Source organism: Exiguobacterium sp. s163, from assembly GCF_018617135.1.
In the GTDB taxonomy this organism is placed as follows: domain Bacteria; phylum Bacillota; class Bacilli; order Exiguobacteriales; family Exiguobacteriaceae; genus Exiguobacterium; species Exiguobacterium profundum.
Window position 1 is genome coordinate 116,176 of sequence record NZ_JACSJN010000003.1, and the last position, 20,095, is coordinate 136,270.

26 protein-coding genes are annotated in these 20,095 nt (G+C 40.7%); 6 read left to right on the plus strand and 20 right to left on the minus strand.

Translation table 11 applies throughout. The features are described 5' to 3' along the window. Nucleotides 1-37: 37 nt before the first annotated feature. Nucleotides 38-1,006 (minus strand): hypothetical protein, encoded by a 969-nt coding sequence (locus tag KNO71_RS09390; RefSeq protein WP_214688216.1) that lies wholly within the window; start codon nt 1,004-1,006, stop codon nt 38-40. Nucleotides 1,007-1,156: 150 nt separating this feature from the next. Here KNO71_RS09390 and KNO71_RS09395 point away from each other — a divergent pair, with 150 nt between their 5' ends. Further along, nucleotides 1,157-1,678, plus strand: a complete 522-nt coding sequence (locus tag KNO71_RS09395) for an ADP-ribosyltransferase-containing protein (protein WP_214688218.1) — start codon at nt 1,157-1,159, stop codon at nt 1,676-1,678. 27 nt (nt 1,679-1,705) lie between these two features. On the opposite strand, the gene KNO71_RS09400 is transcribed toward KNO71_RS09395, so the two are convergent. After that, nucleotides 1,706-2,197 carry a hypothetical protein gene (locus KNO71_RS09400; protein ID WP_214688220.1) on the minus strand — a complete coding sequence of 164 codons (492 nt, stop codon included), beginning with the start codon at nt 2,195-2,197 and terminating at the stop codon, nt 1,706-1,708. Nucleotides 2,198-2,411: 214 nt separating this feature from the next. Between KNO71_RS09400 and KNO71_RS09405 the strand changes: the two genes are divergently transcribed. Continuing rightward, nucleotides 2,412-2,585 carry a hypothetical protein gene (locus KNO71_RS09405; protein WP_214688222.1) on the plus strand — a complete coding sequence of 58 codons (174 nt, stop codon included), beginning with the start codon at nt 2,412-2,414 and terminating at the stop codon, nt 2,583-2,585. A 75-nt stretch (nt 2,586-2,660) separates the two neighbouring features. Here KNO71_RS09405 and KNO71_RS09410 read toward each other — a convergent pair whose 3' ends face one another. The 7 genes from KNO71_RS09410 to KNO71_RS09440 form a co-directional block, all read right to left on the minus strand. Then, the gene (locus KNO71_RS09410) at nt 2,661-3,638 is read right to left on the minus strand and encodes a hypothetical protein (RefSeq protein ID WP_214688224.1); all 978 of its coding nucleotides are present in this window, start codon (nt 3,636-3,638) and stop codon (nt 2,661-2,663) included. Between the two features lie 72 nt (nt 3,639-3,710). Then, entirely contained in the window at nt 3,711-3,974 is a 264-nt protein-coding gene (locus KNO71_RS09415; RefSeq protein ID WP_214688225.1) for a hypothetical protein, read from the minus strand. Between the two features lie 13 nt (nt 3,975-3,987). Next, the gene (locus KNO71_RS09420; protein ID WP_214688226.1) at nt 3,988-4,377 is read right to left on the minus strand and encodes a hypothetical protein; all 390 of its coding nucleotides are present in this window, start codon (nt 4,375-4,377) and stop codon (nt 3,988-3,990) included. Between the two features lie 128 nt (nt 4,378-4,505). Then, the gene (locus KNO71_RS09425) at nt 4,506-4,667 is read right to left on the minus strand and encodes a hypothetical protein (protein WP_214688227.1); all 162 of its coding nucleotides are present in this window, start codon (nt 4,665-4,667) and stop codon (nt 4,506-4,508) included. Between the two features lie 102 nt (nt 4,668-4,769). Then, complete coding sequence (locus KNO71_RS09430) at nt 4,770-5,717, minus strand: hypothetical protein (protein ID WP_214688228.1); 948 nt, start codon at nt 5,715-5,717, stop codon at nt 4,770-4,772. Between the two features lie 112 nt (nt 5,718-5,829). After that, nucleotides 5,830-6,270, minus strand: a complete 441-nt coding sequence (locus KNO71_RS09435; RefSeq protein WP_214688229.1) for a hypothetical protein — start codon at nt 6,268-6,270, stop codon at nt 5,830-5,832. Beyond that, a complete protein-coding gene (locus KNO71_RS09440; RefSeq protein WP_214688230.1) occupies nt 6,267-6,587 on the minus strand; it encodes a hypothetical protein in 321 nt (106 codons plus the stop codon). The genes KNO71_RS09435 and KNO71_RS09440 overlap by 4 nt, the downstream gene beginning before the upstream one ends. A 207-nt stretch (nt 6,588-6,794) precedes the next feature. Here KNO71_RS09440 and KNO71_RS09445 point away from each other — a divergent pair, with 207 nt between their 5' ends. Continuing rightward, on the plus strand, nt 6,795-6,974 hold the full coding sequence (locus tag KNO71_RS09445; RefSeq protein WP_214688232.1) for a hypothetical protein: 180 nt from the start codon (nt 6,795-6,797) through the stop codon (nt 6,972-6,974). A 22-nt stretch (nt 6,975-6,996) separates the two neighbouring features. Here KNO71_RS09445 and KNO71_RS09450 read toward each other — a convergent pair whose 3' ends face one another. Both KNO71_RS09450 and KNO71_RS09455 read right to left on the minus strand, forming a co-directional pair. Beyond that, complete coding sequence (locus KNO71_RS09450; protein WP_214688234.1) at nt 6,997-7,806, minus strand: adenylate/guanylate cyclase domain-containing protein; 810 nt, start codon at nt 7,804-7,806, stop codon at nt 6,997-6,999. Between the two features lie 33 nt (nt 7,807-7,839). After that, on the minus strand, nt 7,840-9,276 hold the full coding sequence (locus tag KNO71_RS09455) for an adenylate/guanylate cyclase domain-containing protein (RefSeq protein ID WP_353047660.1): 1,437 nt from the start codon (nt 9,274-9,276) through the stop codon (nt 7,840-7,842). Between the two features lie 127 nt (nt 9,277-9,403). Here KNO71_RS09455 and KNO71_RS17920 point away from each other — a divergent pair, with 127 nt between their 5' ends. Next, the gene (locus KNO71_RS17920) at nt 9,404-9,994 is read left to right on the plus strand and encodes a Pycsar system effector family protein (RefSeq protein WP_483297741.1); all 591 of its coding nucleotides are present in this window, start codon (nt 9,404-9,406) and stop codon (nt 9,992-9,994) included. A 24-nt stretch (nt 9,995-10,018) separates the two neighbouring features. Here the strand turns inward: KNO71_RS17920 and KNO71_RS09460 are convergent, their stop codons facing one another. The 3 genes from KNO71_RS09460 to KNO71_RS09470 form a co-directional block, all read right to left on the minus strand. Continuing rightward, nucleotides 10,019-10,633 (minus strand): hypothetical protein, encoded by a 615-nt coding sequence (locus KNO71_RS09460; RefSeq protein WP_214688238.1) that lies wholly within the window; start codon nt 10,631-10,633, stop codon nt 10,019-10,021. A gap of 196 nt (nt 10,634-10,829) precedes the next feature. Beyond that, nucleotides 10,830-11,360 (minus strand): hypothetical protein, encoded by a 531-nt coding sequence (locus KNO71_RS09465; RefSeq protein ID WP_214688239.1) that lies wholly within the window; start codon nt 11,358-11,360, stop codon nt 10,830-10,832. A gap of 855 nt (nt 11,361-12,215) precedes the next feature. Then, nucleotides 12,216-12,758, minus strand: coding sequence for a hypothetical protein (locus KNO71_RS09470; RefSeq protein ID WP_214688241.1), 543 nt, complete (start codon nt 12,756-12,758; stop codon nt 12,216-12,218). A 418-nt stretch (nt 12,759-13,176) separates the two neighbouring features. On the opposite strand from KNO71_RS09470, the gene KNO71_RS09475 reads away from it, so the two are divergent. Then, the gene (locus KNO71_RS09475; RefSeq protein ID WP_214688243.1) at nt 13,177-14,016 is read left to right on the plus strand and encodes a hypothetical protein; all 840 of its coding nucleotides are present in this window, start codon (nt 13,177-13,179) and stop codon (nt 14,014-14,016) included. Between the two features lie 12 nt (nt 14,017-14,028). On the opposite strand, the gene nrdD is transcribed toward KNO71_RS09475, so the two are convergent. From nrdD to KNO71_RS09505, 6 genes are all read right to left on the minus strand, one after another. Continuing rightward, the gene (gene nrdD / locus KNO71_RS09480) at nt 14,029-15,765 is read right to left on the minus strand and encodes an anaerobic ribonucleoside-triphosphate reductase (protein WP_285223044.1); all 1,737 of its coding nucleotides are present in this window, start codon (nt 15,763-15,765) and stop codon (nt 14,029-14,031) included. Nucleotides 15,766-15,783: 18 nt separating this feature from the next. Beyond that, entirely contained in the window at nt 15,784-16,203 is a 420-nt protein-coding gene (locus KNO71_RS09485) for an ATP cone domain-containing protein (protein WP_214688246.1), read from the minus strand. Continuing rightward, a complete protein-coding gene (gene nrdG, locus KNO71_RS09490; protein ID WP_214688248.1) occupies nt 16,196-16,687 on the minus strand; it encodes an anaerobic ribonucleoside-triphosphate reductase activating protein in 492 nt (163 codons plus the stop codon). Before nrdG ends, KNO71_RS09485 begins: the two co-directional genes overlap by 8 nt. A 111-nt stretch (nt 16,688-16,798) precedes the next feature. Beyond that, nucleotides 16,799-18,043 carry a hypothetical protein gene (locus KNO71_RS09495; RefSeq protein ID WP_214688250.1) on the minus strand — a complete coding sequence of 415 codons (1,245 nt, stop codon included), beginning with the start codon at nt 18,041-18,043 and terminating at the stop codon, nt 16,799-16,801. A gap of 27 nt (nt 18,044-18,070) precedes the next feature. Beyond that, complete coding sequence (locus KNO71_RS09500; protein ID WP_214688251.1) at nt 18,071-18,802, minus strand: hypothetical protein; 732 nt, start codon at nt 18,800-18,802, stop codon at nt 18,071-18,073. Nucleotides 18,803-18,884: 82 nt separating this feature from the next. Then, entirely contained in the window at nt 18,885-19,235 is a 351-nt protein-coding gene (locus KNO71_RS09505) for a hypothetical protein (protein WP_214688252.1), read from the minus strand. A 138-nt stretch (nt 19,236-19,373) separates the two neighbouring features. On the opposite strand from KNO71_RS09505, the gene KNO71_RS09510 reads away from it, so the two are divergent. Next, on the plus strand, nt 19,374-19,943 hold the full coding sequence (locus tag KNO71_RS09510; protein ID WP_214688253.1) for a hypothetical protein: 570 nt from the start codon (nt 19,374-19,376) through the stop codon (nt 19,941-19,943). The last annotated feature ends 152 nt before the right edge of the window (nt 19,944-20,095 follow it).

Below are 20,095 nucleotides of genomic sequence, written 5' to 3' on the forward strand. Positions count from 1 at the left end.
TCCCTTATATGCGTCTCTTATATTTTTTAGCTATCTGTCATGTTTGAATACGGTGAAACATTTTCACTGCATTCATCAAGCCATCGGATGTTTCGTCAGCACTCAGCATTGGTGTATCTGCGTCGGATAATATCTGTTTAACTTGATGTTCTAACTGACGAGCTTCTTCTTTCTTTTCAAACGACACGTTCGGGTCTTTTTGAATGAAATGAAGCGTTTCAATTGTAGGATGCAATCCTTTCAGACTTACAGGATTGAAGTCTTTTATGTCTCGAAGTTCTCGTAGTTTCTTTAGTTCTTGTTTGCTATAACGTTCGTCACCTTTCAAATTGAAAAAAGGCTTCATCTCTGACCCAAATTTCTTGAGCTCCGCTCTCATCTCACGAATGGTTTTAGTAAGACTGTCACTCCGTTTTTTATCCTCTTCATCGAGCTTGTGATAGAGTGGCAAGCCTTCAGAGATTTTTAGCAACTTGCAATACTCGTGATATAACGTTGCCGCTCGCAATACCAGTTCAAAGTTCGTATCTTGATTGAATCGACGGAAAAACACACGATTCTCGTCCCGAAATACCGTATACCCAAATGCTTCAAAGAAGTTGTCACGATTCCTCTCCCCCTCATCACCGGATGAAAAATTTCCAAAATAAGACTCGATAAGAGAGTAAGGACGTTGCGATTCCTTGTAATCTTTGAGAAGGACTCGATACTCCCCAGTGTACATAAGTACAGCGCAAATAAGGAAGATGAGAATCGTCACAACTACAGCCCATCCATACAAGAATGACTTCATCATATTCTCGTCATTCAAGAATGAACCGACCCCGACGATAAAGAACTGCCCGAGGTTGACCGCAAGATAGATTGATGGTGAAACAATACTCAAATTTTCACCATGTACAAGGCGTAAGATTTTTCGTTGTTTCATCACCGTCTTAAAATGATTGAATGTAAACACAAGAGTGATTGTAGCGAAAAACAGAATCAATATATTTAGTAAAAGCATGCTTTATTCCCCCTGATATCTTGATTTGATAATTCTAGTATATTACCATTTTTGACTATTGTCAAAAATATATTAATACTAAATGAATACAATATTGAGAATGAAGAAACAGTGGTTCTCCATATGAACCGAGTGAAAAGGGGCGATGACATGCAGGTTTACCACGGGTCACCTGAGCATTTTGAAACATTTGATTATCACAAGATTGGGATTCAAGGGACGACTGAAGGATTTGGATTTTATTTTACAGACACCAAGCGTGTCGCAGAGGGATATGCTCAAAGAGGCTTTATCCATACTGCAGAATGGTTAGGGAGAAAGTCTCTCTCCCAAGAGCATCTCACCATCGACAGAAATCAATTCAGAGAGTATTTAATCGAGTTAGACAAGCAAACGGATTATTTATCGAACTGGGGGGAAGTTGCGTTTGAAGGGTTAGAGAGCGTGCTGTCTCGTGCGATTGAAGGGGAGTATGACTCGTCTTTGAATGATGTGGAACTTGTTGCAGGTGTCATCCAATCATCCGGCGATACAGAAACCTGTTTGACCCTTCTGTATCAGATGTTCGAATACGACTCTATCGTGTGCGACGCAGAATGGGGTGGCACACAGACACTTTACATTGCACTCGTCCATGATGCTTATCAGATGTTGCTTGCAGAGAAAATATAAGACATGACACAATAGGTCATGTCTTTTTTAATTGAATGTGCCGAGGGTTTGAATCGGCTCTTCTTCCTCTTCCTCGACAAAAACGGTCGTCATTAGGTAGTCTTCCAAGTTGTCCAATTGTTCTTGTAGACGACTTTTCGTTTCTTCATCATAAGGATTTTCAGTTACTGCCTTCATATCCGACACGAACTCTTCTTTTAAAGTCCCTCCGTTGTAAGAAGTGAATCGCTCATTCAATTCAGGCACTTTTTCCATCTTCTCTTCATCCCAGTCCCCCATTTCCAAGTCTGAACTGAGTTCTCGGATGTCTTGCAATAAAACCACTCGAATATCTTCCTTTTCATCTAGAAGTGAATCGCCTTCCACTTGCCACTCTGCCGATTCAGACGAAGTGTTGTCATTGCTAAATAAAAATATGTTCAACAGGACGATTATGGAAATTGCACATATTAAGACTGTCGTCAGTTCTATCGATGTTCCTCCAGATATGTCTTTCAGTTTTCCCTTCAACTTCCGCACTTTATCATCTCTCCTTTAGTTTCTTCGCTTGTTTGGTTTCTAACATCATATCCCCATTTTTCTCATATAGTCAAAAATATTTTAGTCAATCAATTCTTCTTCTTCAATTTTAAATCAGAGAAACCGATTCATACATTGAATGCGAACGACATAGAATAGGGCATCAAATAAACTTAGGTACAGCTTTGTCTGTCTTGGAAAAAGGGGAATTCGATTGTCTATCATATTGGCTTGTATCATTACTTTGTTCAGTATCGGCATCATCTTATTAGGTCGTTATGCGTTAGGAGACGCAAACAGAGGGTTTCATGTCCTCCTTCGATTCATCGGTTTCATGGGGATGATTTCTTTTGTCTACAGCGTTCGAGAATTGAGCCATTTTCTATGATGAAGAGACAGAACACTTCGATTGAGGTGTTCTTTTTCACAGACAAAAAGAGAGCGTTAGTCGCTCTCTTTTTGTCTAATTTGAAAATACTGCGTCACCACTCAATATGATATCGGAAAGTGCTTTTCTATCAAAGAGTGGCAATTCGATAGAAGAGAACTCCAACACCTTCGACTTCGACAATTCACCGCACATCTTCACTCGTGCATAGCCTTCAACAAGGCATTTGACGAGACTTACATCCCCATCTACGACCACATTTCCAATTACCGAGGTGCTTTGCACCTTGATAGCATTACCTTTGAGCGTCACCGGTATATCGGTTGATAAGCCGATGATTTGACTACTTTCAATTGTCCCGTTAATTGTTCCGACACGGAGCAACTCGATTCTTTCCTCGGTTTTGACAAATCGTAAAGTACCCTTCTCGGTCACTTGAAACTCCTTACAAGAGATATCGACATCACTCATGACCAACTCTTCCTCAACATGACCTTTGTTGACTTTCAGGTTCACATCCGTCCATTGTTGTTTATTTTCCAACGACATTTGATAGGTGATTGCCAAGTTGCACCCATTCAAATTGAACTCATCCATGATGATGACGTTTTTCATTCTAGAATCGTGAACTTCTCCACTTCCTCGCATCATACATTTGTGAAGGACACTCTCAGATAGACGTATATCCCCTACGATATCGATGACACCGGTTAGTACGCATCTGTTCATCGTCACCCGTTCGAGATGACTGTCTGTCAGTGTCAGCCTACTCTTGTGTATCGTCGCATTGTGAAGCGTCATATTCCCGTCCAATGTACTTCCATCCAAAACACATGTTTCTCCTGAAATCCGTGTATTGCCCTCTACGACAGATGTTTTATCTATCCAAATCGTTCCATTGTCCTCAATGATTACATCCTTACCGACGATGCCTCCCATGTCTCCTGCTTTGACCCCCCATTTAGGAATGTCAACCTTGGAATAGAAGCGATATGCCCATTCTGCCATCGTCTCTTGAATTAAATAATATCTACACTCTTTCTCTTCTGACATGGTTACACCATCCCCTTAATCAGCTAAATTGCGAACTTCATTTATTATAAAAGACCTGAAATTCATCAGGTCTTATTCAATCATAGAGAGGTGTTGAATCATCGCATTACGAAATGATTCGTCTTCCTCTAGTCTAAAGTGATTCAGTATATCCGCCCCGTCATAAATCGTGATTACCTGTTCTTCTGTGATGCTCACATCTTTCCCCTTGTAGTCTTTAAAGACATCCAACACCGAATCGATATTGGTATACGTCGTGTCTTCATCTGAGGGCAACGCCTCATCGAAGGTAAACACGTTCATACCAAGTAGGTTATATTCAGCTCGTTCACCCATTTGCTTCTCCTCCTTATAATCCAAGACTGATAAGATTTTCGTCTAACCGTTTGAAAGCGGGGATTTCTTCGACAGAGAGATACGTTTTGACATGTGATTCGTCATTCAACCCGAAAACAGATGTACCTTCATTCTCCAATCTAGAATACGTAAAGTAAACAATCTCCGGCTTCGTTTCTCCAGGAGCAAACACGTATAAGTCAAATGAGACATTCCCGGGAGAGACATAGATATCGACCCCTCCAAAGGTTTTCCCCTCTTCTTCTTCACCGAAATTCCTTTTTTCCTCATAGCGCCGTTTATCTTGTTGCGCCTTTTTGATGAGCGGCAATTCTGTTTCCACAAATTCCTCTGCATACTCTAAGACAACCTTCATGGCTTTCTCACTAGCGAAGGATATCATCATTCATCTCTCCTTTTTCATCATGTGCATCCACAACTATATTCCATTACTTTATTATTATAGTCTTGATAAGAAAAACAATGAATGTTTCGCCCGACAAATGAAAAAACGCTTGAATTATCAAGCGTTTAAAGTTCCTTATAGGTAACGATGAGCGTATCCCGAGAAGTGATGTTCACGGCTACGATTTCTATATTTTGATTGGACTGAATCTTCATCAACCAATCCTGATATTCTCTAAATACGGATTGCCCCATTCGAGTTGGTGCAATCAACGTTGTTTTATACATATGACTCACCTCCTTTGACACTCTGGGAATGATTCACTAGACATTTTTAATTTAAATTCGTCGGATGTTCCACAAACCCTCTGAATTACAAAATCTTCTTTATCAAGAAACAATGTCAACTGTTTTCATGACCGTATCACCTGTCAACGTAATGTCTTTGATACAATGCTTATACTGGTTCTCTGATGAAATAGCTGACATATCCGATAAATCCACTCGTTCCAATCTTCCAGACATATTAACGTGTGCATAGTCTTTTAATCGAGAAGTGATTATGCTTAAATCTTTTCCTTCAATTGACACGCTTCCTTGTATGTTCACATCGTAAAGCCTAATTTCATCACTTGTCGTGATGGTAATTCTGCTTCCGATTGCGCCATGAAGGACAACTTCTCCCCGATACAGCGGCGTATGATGGAAGCGGATTGGTCGTGCGAATGTGATTCGCTTCATGTCAACCGGGCAATAGACATGTTGAATGTCTACATTTGTCGAAGAATGGATGACATCAATGCGACCGGAAAATTTTATCGCTTTGAACCGGTCATCGATAAAAGCGTCCACACAATCAATATCTGAGTCCTTAATGATAAAGTACGTGTTTTTGATAGTCGTTCTTTCTTCAGATATCCATCTTGATTTGATTACGGTAAAGACGACCGTATCACATGTCACATTTTCGAGCTCCGCCTCTTCGATTTGAACCCTTGAATCCTTAAATATACATCCACCTATCGATGATTCCTTGACTGTAGCCGTCTTGTAAAAGACTGAATCATGAATCATAGATTCCTCGTATGCACCTTTTTCTAATCGACTCTTGCCCGTCACCACGCATCTCTTATACAAGACTGCATCTACGACGACTGCTTCACCTAAGACTTTGCTATGATAATGTATCCATCCCTTGCCTTCTTGACTTAGGTTCTTCTCACCATTGACCAGACCACCTAACTCACCTGATTTTACCTCTAATATTGGCATATCCACCAATGCTCGAATCCGATATACCCCTTCATCCAGCGTGTTTACCAATTCATATCTTTTCAATTTGTTTGACCTCCTCAAGTCAGTGCATGTCCTGTATGGACACCTTTTTTTCATTATCCCTCATCTTATTCAAAACATGGACAACATATAAAAAGACCATCAAATGATGGTCTTACTTAATCTCTAAAGGTAGATAGACAATATAGACATCCCCCTCCTCTGAATGGACTTTGAAGTCGAATCGATAAACGCCTGGCTTTAACTGATTTTCTCTCAATCTTGTTGAGATGTTCACCATATCGTTTTTCTCCAGAACAAAGTTGGAGACAATCGGTTTCTCCCATGAGAGGTTCTCGACTTGGATATAATCACTATCTCCTTGTTTCTTTTTCAAGACATCGACTTCAGTCATTCGATGTGGTTCGTCAACCAAATGGATAGTCGTTCCGCTTCGATTGAACAAAGACACTTCAAAGTGATGGTTTGTCTCGTCGAGTCCTCTATATTGCACTTCCATATCATAGACCCGATGAGGCTTCAGTTCTTCTGTGAGAATGAGTGATGCTACAACCATCGGAAAAGGGAGCAACCAGATTAATTTCTTCTTCATCATGAATGACGAACCCCTTCATGGATGGATAGGAGTAAATCATACGTCTCTGATGTCATCCATGGTTCCCTATCAATCGTCCTAACACGCACATCCCATTCAGATGAGATTTCACGTATAAAGTCCTTGATATGATTGATTTCAGTCTCATCAATTTTTTGAACCAGGAACATCTGGTCAAACTCCTTAGGCGTGTCCCCTTTGTAAAGGTATATCCTAGAATCTCCCTTAAATTTCCCCTCATTCTCAAATGCATTCCAAAAGACCTCTTTCATCGAGTCATCGATTGGTTTGATTCGTAGATATAGTTCTGCCCTCATTTTATCGCCTCCTCAGATTGATACTGTCTTGATATTCTATTCAAAATGGAAGTGTTTTATAGAATATGGGGCGTTCGTGATAATTCTCACTACTGACTATTTTTGTAATATGTTGTTAAAGTAGATGGGGTCATAGCCGATATATTGTATAAGAAGACATCAATCAGGAGCATTCAAAAGAGGATGCAGATTTAGGAGAGTATACGAATGTTGAAAGATACATTGAAGGATAGTTGGATAGTTGTTGGTATTTTTATCTTTTTGACAATAGCGATTTTAGTCAAGACAGTTGCTATTCCGGCATTTGAATATCAGGTTGATAAGGTTCGGACTGATTTCCAAGCAGACTTTGAACAGAATCTAGACAAGCTTCATGAGAACTTTTAAAAAGAGCCCTTAGGCTCTTTTTTTATTCTCTCAGACTCTCCCACAAAGAAGCATTTTTTCGTAAAGGAGGGTTCCATTCATTCATCTCGATATTAAAATATCGACCGAGGTAGACGGTTCCATATTCGGTATTTGATTTCTGGTCAAACATATGTTGAAAGGTATGACCCGTGTCATGATTCACAACGATTCCACCTGCATTGTTATAGACGCCTTCGGTTACGCAAATAGGGAGGTCAAACGTCTTATATGCAAAATTGCACATTTTTGAAGCCATGTTGACGACATCGCCCATGTAGATAAGGTCATTGATTCCACTACCATCAAATCCTGCCTTGACGACGAGCGCACGACCGTATGCAATGCCAATGCCGGCTTGAAGCGGTTCAAAATCAGAATATTTCTGTTTGAATTTCTTATTCAATACCGTCATCATCGAATTGCATTTAGCCGAAGCTTTTAAAGCTTCAATGACGGGCGTATCCCTATTGAACAGTGGCTTTCCTGCAAAAATGGCTGATACACAATCTCCAACGATGTTGATTTCTTGACACGTTCTGTGTCCATTGAGAATTGCCACCATTTCACTGATGTAAGCACGATATATCCGGGCAAGTGTTCGTGACTTTCTCCCAGTCTTCTTGATGAGTTTTGTTGAACCACGTAAGTCTATGAACATAGCGGCACATTTGACATATTTCCCATTCGAATAAGTAAGATTCTCAGATGAGGGGATATTGTCCGATTCCTCAAACTCTGTTGGAAAGCTTAAAATCTTGTCGATTCTGGCTCGACTCTTCTCGAAGTCATAGAGTTTATAGTTTGTTCTCATAGATTTTCCTCCAGTTATTATTGAATTTAAATTCTAACATCTGTCCAATTCCAACGTTGGTAGATTCAAGCCGGTAAAAATTTTGTGTAAATCTGACCGTGGTGTAGATGTGAAATTCTCTCTTCGACAACATTGTAGCGCAACCTCTTGGTATTCCAATTCTTTCGAGACGGCTTTTACCGCTTTGATGACGTCGGATACATAAGGAAACGATGGGAATTCATCACAATTCTCCAACTGTTTTTTAATGACCTCATAGGCATGAAAATGTTCACCTTGTTCAACCAAAAAATTGACGACCTTCCAGTAATAAATATCGTCATATACTTCGTGCGAAGATTTCCCGATTTGGGAACCAAGGCTCATTATGTCGTATTTTTCCTCAATGAATTCAGAAAAATCCATGGAGTTCAACTGATTCCTAAATTTTTCGACATTCAGCCTATATTTTTCAAGGTTCACCAATTTATTGACGTGTTCCAACAAGTCCTTTTCCTTATTCGCTACATACAATTCTCTCTTCCTTAACTCCTCCTCTTTTTGATTCAACTTCAAATCTTTTTCATTCAACTCGTATGATTTTCTCTCTAGTCGCTCGTTGTTCTCCAAAAGAGACCCTAATTTTGAGTCAAAACCTCGTACCAGGCTGTCCAAAACATCTGCGAAACTCTGGTCATTTGGATGAGGTGTTGATTCATCTTTTTCATGCTCGTTCTCGATTACATCGTCAACCTCAATGTATAAGTCGTGATGTGTGATTTCCGCAGAATATCCTTCATACAAATTGCTTCCCTTGAAGCGAAACCCCTTGTTCCAGAGTGGGTTTCCATTAGCATCAACTTTCTCTGACTTTGGCAACTGCTCATAGAAATGCTTCGTCACAAAAATCTCACTTCCAAACGCTAAATCGGTATGTTTACTTGCGAGATTTGCCGGTCTTCCCGCCCACACGAGGTCTCTGGAGTCGTCCCCGTCGTGCTCGATACCGATTTTAGTCACCAAAAGTCGTCCTATATCAATCCCGACACCACATGATATCGTCTTCTTGTTGACTAACCTCTTACAGAGAGGATTATATATGTACTCAATGACGCTCATAATAGAACGAGCCGCTTCTAGCGCCTTTGTCGCTGAACTGTTCTCCTTATCTTCGACAAAAACCCCCATGACTCTATCCCCAGAGATTTGTCTCACCCAACCTCCGCTCAAATAAATGCATTTAGACATAGACTCTGCAAAAGCCTTGTAGATTTTCGCCATACTTACGGCTTGTGACTTGTCAGATAGTATCGTCGAGCTTCGAATATCGACAAATAAAATCGAGCATTTGGTCAAGATGAGTCCGTGATTCGCATCCTCTATGTCCCTTACTGAAGGGACGTTCTCATCTTTATGGTCATTCACAACCATCTCACTTTCGAATATCGATAAAATATCATTCTCGATTTCTTCAAAGTCTGTTTCTGTCATCCTGTTCACTTTATTCCCTCCATTTTTAGTAGAGTCTGCATGATAAAATTGTACTTGTGTGGACTGAATCGAACGGGTTATAAATGATATAGTCAATGGACATTAGAAGCGGGCGAGGTGCCATGATATGAAGTATGATAAGCGGATAGATATAGACATTCAAAAAGAAGAAGCCATCCGGAACATAGAAAGGATTAACTTTTGGATTGCGAACTGTGATACGAAAATATCCTTCTCACTCGGGTTCACCGGGATTCTGATAGCCGGGTTTCTTTCAAGCTCGATGATTTCTGACTCGTTAAAAAATACTGTGAAACTGTGGAAAGAAGGGGAAACACAGGGTTTGACATATGATTGGATTTATACCAATCTCACATTGCTCATTCTCGGCTTATTCGTCTTAACCATACTATTGACCCTTACTTATCTATTCAGAGCGAAAAAGGGACGGGTCAACCCTGACGTTTTCAATGAATCTGGATTAGAAACCAAATCAGTTCTCTTCTTCAACTCAATTAAAGACTACGGGTTCAAATCCTATAAGTATAAATACACCCGACTTACGGAATCGGCTCTTCTTAACGATTATATATCCCAAGTTTATATCAGTTCAAAGATTTGTAGCGTTAAATTTGCTTTGTATCAAAAGGGTGTAAACTCGTTAATCACATCGACTATCTTGTTCATCATCCTCATTGCCTTATTGATGTTCAAGTAAAGAGAAAAAAGAGCCTGAATCGATTCAGGCTCTTTTTAGCAATTGATTGAACTCGGAATGAATGTCCTGCTCTTTCGGATTCGCAACATCTTGGGTAGACGTCAATTCTTTGAACGCATACTCATTGAAGATTTGCAGACCTTTATTGGTGATGATGAAAACCTCATCTCCAATAACCAGGAGTATCGATTCTAATTCTTGTTCAAAATCCCTTACAGGCAAAGTGATGAGTGCGTGAATCAGATTTGGTGACTGATTGATTTGCGGGATAGAATTGTTCATATTCCCTTGCACTCGACGTGTCACGTCCAGTTTATAAGCGAGATGTGCACGATAGTTTTTATGATGCCATTCCGTCAAATGCTTGCGTTCACGCCCCTTATACCATGGGAAGTGAGGCTCCACATAAGTTGGGTCTTCAGCAAACATTTGTACCTTTTTCAAAGTGATATCTAAAATCTTCCCTCCCAAGCCCATACAGACTCGGAGCAATTGAATCATATCACTATTGCAAAGAAGTCCTTTATTGGACAGGTATCCATACTTCGAAATCAATTCTTTTACGTTCATAAACATATTGGAAGGAGTATCGGTTTTAACAACCATCTCCTTTCGTCCTTGAAATTTCATCTGGTTCAAACGAACCCCTCCTTCAACTTGTCTCAAGCGAAACACCTGTTTCATTTACATATCTCATTCTATTTTTATTCCATGCATTAAATTATTCTTTTACATAATTTTCTTATTCCTTTACCTATATAACAAAAAAACATATAAAAAAGAGGATAACCGCTACGGCTACCCTCTTCACATTGGCTGTGGTCGTTATAAATGATTAGTATGCTTTAATCTTTAATGGTTGTTTCGTCTCATAGATGCGAATCATGTCCTCTGGAGACCAATCAAAATATGAAGAGTTCCAATAAGGATTGATTTTATCTAACATTTTCTCTGACAAAAGATACACGTGCATACGGTGCGTACCATCATGATGATGCCCTAGGATGGTAATCGTCCCGTTCTCCGAACGCACCACTTCGACCTCATCAACGTTCCCCATTTTTTCAAGAGGATTTTCGCTGATGCCGAACACCACCCCACCGATTGGCGAGCCATTCCATAGTCCTATTTTTCCTACCAGTGCGATATGGACAATATCCGTCCCGTATCTCTTCTCATGGCGTTCAATCGCTTCATTGATTTTCTCCATGAAATGCAATTTCTCTTCATTCCAACAATCCTCAGAGAAGCGGATGGTATCCTTATCCACCTCCGGTTCTGTTTCAAGGTTTATCCCTACGGCTAAACACCCTTCTGATGGTACGAAACCTTCCTGACAGCTCGATGATGACAATAACGTTTCCATTGAACATTCCTCCTGTAGTAAATGGTAGCTATGCTACTCCAATTTGTTTGAACCCTATATGATAAGCATCTTGGAGGAGTCTTATTCTTTGAATTCTGATAAATACGGCGGCGTCTGCATAGAGTATTGATAAAACGATACGGGAAGGAGATGGTAGGTTGAATCGAAATATTATTGGTCTATCGGTCGGGATTGCAATGCTATTGCTTTCCATTTATGCTAATTTTATTCTTCAGTCCGAACATGGTTACAACACTCATACAGGGACGATACTTGGGATTCCCATGTTCTCATTGGGAGAACCGCTCACATGGGGAACACCATTGCTCCTTTGGACACTCGCAGGGCTGTCTGTGACGGTATTCTTTGCACGTACATTTAGAGTCACAGCTCTTTTTTTATCAATAATGGCATTAATATCGATTCCTTCACTATGGATTTGATGTATAAAGTTGGTCAGAGGCAACATACCCGAAACATAAACCTATATTGATGAGATAAAAATCAATTGCAATAAGCAAAAGAAAAGAGCCCTTTTGATAGGACTCTTTTTTCTATTCATCGTTAAAGTGATAGACTGATTCCATTCCAATCCTCATGAGAGCGAATGTGAATCCTCTGAAAAGTCGAAGCTACATTCTAGGCTGTCCACGGTACTAACGAATTCATGAAGAATGAGCATGAATACAGCACCAATTACTTGTAGTGAGAAAAACAGATAAACCATGACAATGATGACGGATTCTACAAATAAAAACTCCATAATGATTCCTCCTGTGACATAAATGATGTGTTGACATACCTTATTTTTTAGACATGACATTATATGTCACCAGACAGAGGTGTATTCGGTATTCACTCGAATCGATGGTCTGATTTTAAGTATATTTTGGGATTTATAAGCCCCATTTTCAGCCCGTTACCCAAGTCTTGTTCTATCATCTGATATTCGACGTACTCAGTCTCATCCTTGTCCAACGACATCTGGACTCTGGCAACCCCTTCATAAGACCTCACACTTTCGTCAAGGTAGAATACCTTAACCCTAATTTCATCATGAGAGCCGTCATACATTCCACTCTCTGCTTCGCCCAGTAGTTCGATTTTGGTAATATCGCTTTTAACAACAGGTAAGGATTCAACGTATGGTGTCACATAGTTTTGCATCCATTCATCTTTACGTTGCTCCTTAAAAGGAACATCGCCTAACATTAGGACGAACAATCCGCAAATAAAGAAAAAGACCCCCAAGCTAAAACTAAGCTCACTATCAAGCCTATCCCCGATAACGCAAAGAATACCCGCTATGATGAAGAACGAGGAGAAAGCTAGGATATGCCACCATGAAAATCCATCCTCCACCATTCGCCCGGCTTCAATCACCTGTTCAATTGTCATCTGAAATTCCACTCCCTTTCTTGACTTTACCTAAGTATAAATTTAATTTTGACTATAGTCAAAATTTTATGTATGATTAAAGGGAGCCACTAAGTGTGACTCCCTTTTCATGTTTTTTCTTTATACGTTTGCAACTCCGAAGGCATACCCGACTACGGCGCCACTTATTGAAACAAAGATGAGACCCGTCCAGAACAGTTTTGGGAATCGCCTGCCGCTAATCATCAAACCACATCCAACGATAAACAACGTCATAGCAAGTAGTGCAATCAAATAATTCACATTTATCGCCCCCTATCTTTTCCTCATCCTATGAGGGTTGATGGGGTGTTCATAACCAATTTGTAGTTTGAGACCGGTCGAATGATAGCTCTTGGCTATATCTAATGTTGACCGCTCTTCAAGAAAGGGGTATATCATGCAAAACTTAGTGCGGATTCAACAACTCTTGATGGAACTTGAAAAAGAAATTGAACAGATACCGGATGAAATCGAAAACATGAAGAAAAAGGAAAGTGAATATGACACGGTGAATTCAGAGGTGTATCATACCGTGCTCAACTTCAACCCATCCGCATCTGAAGCCTCGACGTTTATCAAACGTTGGCAAGGTGTACTTCAAGAAAGACATCTTCACAAGAAAGAATTACGAAAAGTGTTCGATGTGATGCCTCAATTAACCGAAATCCAGGAGCTCATACCAAAAATATTATCTGTCATAGAAGGAAAGAACGATAGACAGAGACCATTTGTCTATAAAACCGAAATCGGGTCAAATCTTATCAAAGACTCGTTTAAAAACTTTGAGGAGCGAGTCAACTACCCTACCCAGTTTTTAGAGTCACATATGCAATCAGACACCGCTACGCTCGAACTCAACGATGCATCGAACATTTCGTGTTTGAATGTTTCGCCACCAGACAACTCAAATTCTTTGTTCCTGGAGTCATATCAGAACAAACTGTATCTGTTGAATGGAGACGGTATCTTTGCAGTCAAGAGCACCTGGTCAGACATGTATCAGTATATGAATAAATTTCAGGTGAAAAACGTATTCATTGAGATAGAAATGCGTGAGACCTATCACGCTGAAATCATTAAAACCTATAATCGTTTGAAAACGGGGAATCCGATGAGAAAACCACTGAAGAATCTTTTATCCAACAATGTGACAACTCGCTCTAACAAGCGTCAACAGCGGATAAGACGATTCGAAGAAGAGCTACAATCTCGGAAATATAAAGAAAAGAGCTCATAAGAGCTCTTTTCTTTATGCCTCATGCTTCACTCGGGCATTCGCCTCGCATTTCTTCGCATGATTGAACCGCTCAATATCCGCTAGATAACCTGTAATTCGACGGATACGTTGGATGTTTTCACTCCCACAAACATGACATTCATCTTCGATATACCCATGCTCCCCACAATCACGACAATGGTCAATCGGGAAGTTAAATGCTCCCAACGCAATATCCTGTTTCTCCATCCATTGTAGGAGTGAATAAAGTGCCGAAGGATTGTATTTTAGATTTTCTTTACATTCGACATACGTAATCGTACCCCCGTTACAATAGACCTGATACTCTCCTTCAATCTTGATTTTCTCAAACATAGAAATCTCATGACGGACATCGACGTGCATGCTGTTCGTATACCACTCCTTATCTGTCACCTTCTCTACGATTCCATGCTTCGAGCGGTCTCGATTCACAAGCTTTCCGGTCAACCCTTCAGCAGGTGTTGCCAAGAGCCCAAAGTTCAATCCCATCTGTTTGGTCGCTTTCTGTGTCAATTTGTAGAGGAAGCGAATGATTTCAACCCCGAGTCGCTGTGCGGCGTAATCTTCGCCGTGATGCTTCCCTATCAATGCGACAAGCGCCTCAGACAGCCCGATAAATCCGATGGCTAAACTACCATGCTTCAAGACCGTTTCAATCGGGGCATTCATGTCGAGGTGTTCAGAATCCTTCCACACTCCCCACATCAAGAACGGAAAATCAGTTGGCTTGAATCCGGACTGATATTTCAAACGTGCGATTAATTGGTCTCTCCCAATCTCGAACACGTGATTGAGCGCCACAAAATATTGACAAATCATGGCGTTTCTCTGATGTTCCGGCAATAATCTTACGGAATGCTCGACAGCCAATTCATCAAAGGTAACCTGTTCATGTCGAGGGAACACACCATGCTTCACATCCAATGCGATTCCAGGTAGATTCAATGTCGTGAAGGATAAGTTCCCTCTACCTGTGACCCGCTCATTAATCTCGTCCCCAATGACGTTCGATGCGACACGTGTCCGACATCCCATGCTTGGGATATCTTCTTTGAATGGAGCGTTTAACTGACAGTCTTGGAAATTGTACGTCGGGAAGAGACGAGTGGCACTGACTTCAAGACTTCGGCAAAGTAAGTCATGGTTTGGCGTTCCAGGCTCAAAGTTTATCCCTTTCTTGACCTTGAAGACGATATTCGGGAACAATGCCTGTTCTCCGTTGCCGAGCCCCTTCTCATATGCCCACAAGAGCTTCTCTACGACTAGTCTTCCGCCACGACTCATATCGGTTCCGACATTGACACTTGTGAACGGTGTTTGGCTACCGCTTCTTGAATGCATCGTATTCAAGTTGAACACGAGCGCCTCCATCGCCTGCTCGACCTCTTTCTCAGTACGAGCCCATGCCAACCGTTCGATTTCATCTGAGCTCATCTTCGAACCGAGTTCCATGACCATCTTTCTAATATCTTTGACTTGATAATCGTATTCAAGTTCGACATAAGGTGCCAACTCTTCATCGAACCATCCGCTCGCCTGTCCTCCATGCTGTTCGGACTGATTGGATTGAAAGATGATGCAGACCAACTGTGTGGCAGTTCGAATGCGCTTCGGCGGACGAATCATCCCATGACCCGGATTGAACCCTTTCTTCAACAGCTTAGCGAAAGGGATGAAGCAACAAGTCTGCGTACCTACTGGCATCCAGGAGAAGTCATGGATATACATCCAGTTCTTTGCGACAGCTTATTTCGCTTCTTCAGAAATTAAATGGACGGTAGCAAACTCCTTGCTCGCCTCTTCGCTAATCTGAAGGAGTTTTGCGGACGGAGAGTTTCCGACATTCGCATTCTCTCGCCCGGTCTTCTCTGTGATATGTTGGATTTTGGCATGCAATAGCCCACGTTTGAGCCGTTCATTCATCCGCTTTTCACGTACTTGCTCAAAGATATCAGCTTCTTTTTCATAACCCAAGTCCCGCAAGGATTGTTGTACGATATTTTGAATCATTTCGACATGTGTCGGGGATGGTTCCTTCTCTACCTGTTTCGTCACATAATCAACCATCGCTCCCCGTTCTTTTTCAGACCAATCAAAATGACTGAACACCTTCACAATCTTATTCTTTTCAAAGGGCACCAATCGACCGTCTCTTTTTTTAATCATCTTGCATCTCCTCCTTCAAGTGAATGATTTGTTGATTCCAAGAGCCTCTGAACGGGCAAATTGGATATCGCTTGTCTTTTTCGAATTTTCCATCGACCAATGTGTCGATAGATGCAGAAAGACGGGCTTTCTGCTCCGATGAAAAAGATGTCCACTCATATCCGGTATAAACCCAGATATTGTGACACCCTTGTCTTTTTAACTCTTGAGTCAAACATAGTGTGCTCTCCCACTGCATGAGCGGGTCTCCCCCCGATATCGTAATCCCATCGTATGGATGTTTTAAGAACCGTTCCATCACGTATTCGACGACTTCTTCTACTTCAAAAGGGACACCGTTCTTCCGTGACCATGTCGCTGAATTGTGACATCCTTCACATTGATGAGCGCAACCGTTTAAAAATAAAACAAGACGGACTCCTTCTCCGTCTGCCACACTCTCTATGACCGCATCCTCTAACATTCCTTGAACATATATCTTCATCCCACCAACTCCTTTCCTTGTTATTTTAAGAATCGGAGACTTGTTTCATTCGTTCTTCGTGGTGACAATTCTGTGACGTGTGTCGAATCCATCTCCATAAAAAAAAGCCGCTCATTGAGCGACTTTGTTTAGCTTTTCGATTGCAAGGTGGTTTACTCTGTTCATTTCCTGCTTTGCATCCTCTATTGTGTTGAATACCGAACGATATTCTAAATCGAAAAGATAACCTTCTCTCTTTTTAAAGATGAAAAATGCTTCATTCTTCAATCCATTCAATCTTCCATCATAGAACATCAAGACCAAATCGGAGTTGACATCGACGACTTCAAGACTATAAAGGAAACCGATGAGCTTTTCTCTATAGTTATCCTCTTCTTGCCATTCCCCACTCAGCAGAAATGCTTTGACCTCTTCGTTAAGAATAGAAGAAGGTCGGATGTCCCAAGTCCGGGCAAGTCGATTTTTGACGAGTTCCTGCAGATGCGTACTTAAGGAGTGAATATTCTCCTTCGGCTCCCATAGTTGCTCGAATGAGAGCAATAAGATGACTCGCCACTCTTCTTCTTGCAAGTCATGTTGGTCAGAAAGGATAAATCTCACATCCCTAAACGCTTTTGTTGCCGAAATATCTTTCGTGTACTTTTTTAAATGGTTTCCCACTGAAGCGTATACTTTGACCTCTAGACCTTCCTTGTCAGAAATCCTGAGTTGAGTGTGACTAGAAGGTGTTCCCAATCTGATACCGTTGAACTCGAATCGATATCTATGCTCGAACAGGGAATCCGCCATTTGAACGATTCCAGAATCTAACCGGTTCTCAATCATGTCGCCATTTTTACACGCTATCACGGATGACCCATTCCTTTCTGAATACGGGATTGAAGTGATGTCCTGGTTGGATAGAACCTCAATCACCCTATCGCTCAGACTCTCGTGAGCGATGATTCGAATCATGGGATATGCATGTTTGCGTGCATAGCGATAGAGATGAGATGAAAAGAAAAGAACTGCTTTCTCATATTCAGCTAATGAATATCCAGAATTTCTCTCAAAGTTTGTATACATCTGATAGGTTGGGAACTCGAATTCTGCATATCGTTCCCGGAATTTTACCTTCAGGAAATCAATCGATGGTGTATCCACATCTTCATTTTGTACGATTACCTTGAATTCCGCATCTTGTACAATCCCGTATTCAAGCCATTTCATCGTAATCTTTCCTTCCTGTTTCCAAACCAAAGGAAAGTAGGCTTCGAGGTATTTTAAGTCTCCTAGATGTTCTTTGTTCTTATCGACTGTTTTCGTGACATTATCTCGTAAGCGTTCGATTACATTTAGCATTGCTAATGGATTCATTTTGCCAACTCCTTAGAAGTTTAATTGTCAATTGAAGACGAGGTGATACTTCTCCAACATCTTTGGAGCGATAGCACGCACATTCTCCCAATTCTTCTCCCGCTCTAGCATGTCCTCACGCTTCTCATAGAGGTTGTTGAGCGTTTCACGAAGCCCCTCGATATTTTTTAATCTCGTTTCACGTTTGTCTCGAAGGTTTTGTCTGCCATTCGCCGTAAGCATCAACATTGTCCCTTTTATGAGCGTCAACACCGTCGCTCTATTAAATGAAGAGTAAGACTTTTCGAGTTTTCGAAACTCTCTGCTTAGTAGATAGAATGGATTTTCTAATAGCTTCGTAGAGAGGTTTATCATCATTTCTTCGTATGTGATGGTCTTCTCCAATCCTTTTACTCGTCTCTCATATGCCTCCATAGACTCATCATTCTTCCCTAAACGGTCGAATACGAGAAAATGTCCTTTGACAACCTTTAATACTGGAACCTTTTGCAATGAGAATGTCCATGAGTCCCCGTTGTCTTCCATTTCAAATCCATCATTCTTCAAACTCCCGCTCAATTTTTCCATGAACTCTCGTTTCGCAACGTTTACCTCATCTCGAAAAATCCCTTTTCCTTTTTGTGAGATATAAAGCGTCGCTTCCCTCATCTGTTGAAAGTTCTGTGTGCGGATGGCTTCTTCCATCATGGAAATTCCATTTTGAACTTCAAGTGCCAGTATTTTCTCCTGACGTTTAAACTGCTCTTGAAGATGTGACATCAAATCACCCCTTTAGTATATTTTGTTTATAATATACTTTTAATTTACAAAATAGTCAAAAAAGAAGGGGATATCCCTTCTCTCATAAATAGAAATGAATCTCTTCACCTTTGCTTTTTGACGTCTTCTCGGCATAGATTCTGGCTAGTTCATTTCTCGTCCATTGAATCTCATCATCAGTTGAAAAATAATCGGTATTACCCAACAGCTGAGGAATGGCGGGAATTAGCAGACGTTCGATGGGGTCTCTATCCTGTTTTTTATGAAACAAGGCATCTAGAAGGGGCATATCCCCTTTATGTGTCTCGGTTACATGGATTGGCGTAAAAATATACTTCTCACCATCTTGCTGATAGACATATTTTCTAACAGCCCCTTCTTCCGTAACAATCAGTATCTTTCCTTGACTGGATTTGTGGTCTTTTTCGGTCATTCGGTGTTTCTCCTTATTCTTTATATACTTCATATGCTTATCATTCCTTTCACCTATAGAATCTTTATCATGTATTAGTAAAATTAAATTGACTATTTTCATAAATCGGAGTACTCTTATCATAGGGGGTGAGACATTTTGCACACATTTGAAATCATTGATGGGTATATTCATGACGGTACAGTCAACGATTATATATCTGTATCATATAAAGACGGCACTTCTGTGGCTTCTCTTTCTTATAAAGACTACGAGGTTCATTATGTCCTTGACCACTATTGGAACAATCAATTCGTATTGCATTTGCGACATAAGGAGACAGACGGTCGTTGGACAGAGGTGACGCTTAAGCAACAGTATTCTCAGTCTCCACATCCACATGAACTCGAATACATTTTATACAGTGCGTTACGTGACAATATTGATGTTGAGCTCGCATACGGTGTCAAAATTTTAGGTGCCCGTGTGGAACAATCGCTATCCCTAGTCAAGAAACGGGAAGAAAACATACTCAAAGGAGTAATCATGGCAATTATTGAAGAGACTAACGACCAAATCGAATTTGAAATTTCGCACTCCTTCATCGGAGAATTCTTCAATCTCTATATTTATCATCAGAGAATACCTACAGTTAGAAGAATACTCGCTCTATCTCTACCTGGATTGAATAAAAAAATCAATGACATTTTGAACTCATCTATTGATTAATTTTATATGTGCAGTTGATAAACTCTAAAAGAAACCTTACTCTATCTAAGAGGTGAATGAACTTGCATCAGTACAGATTCATTAACAACTACATCATTGAAGGAACTCCTGAAATGTACGCAGAGCACAATCCGGATGGAACTATTATTGGA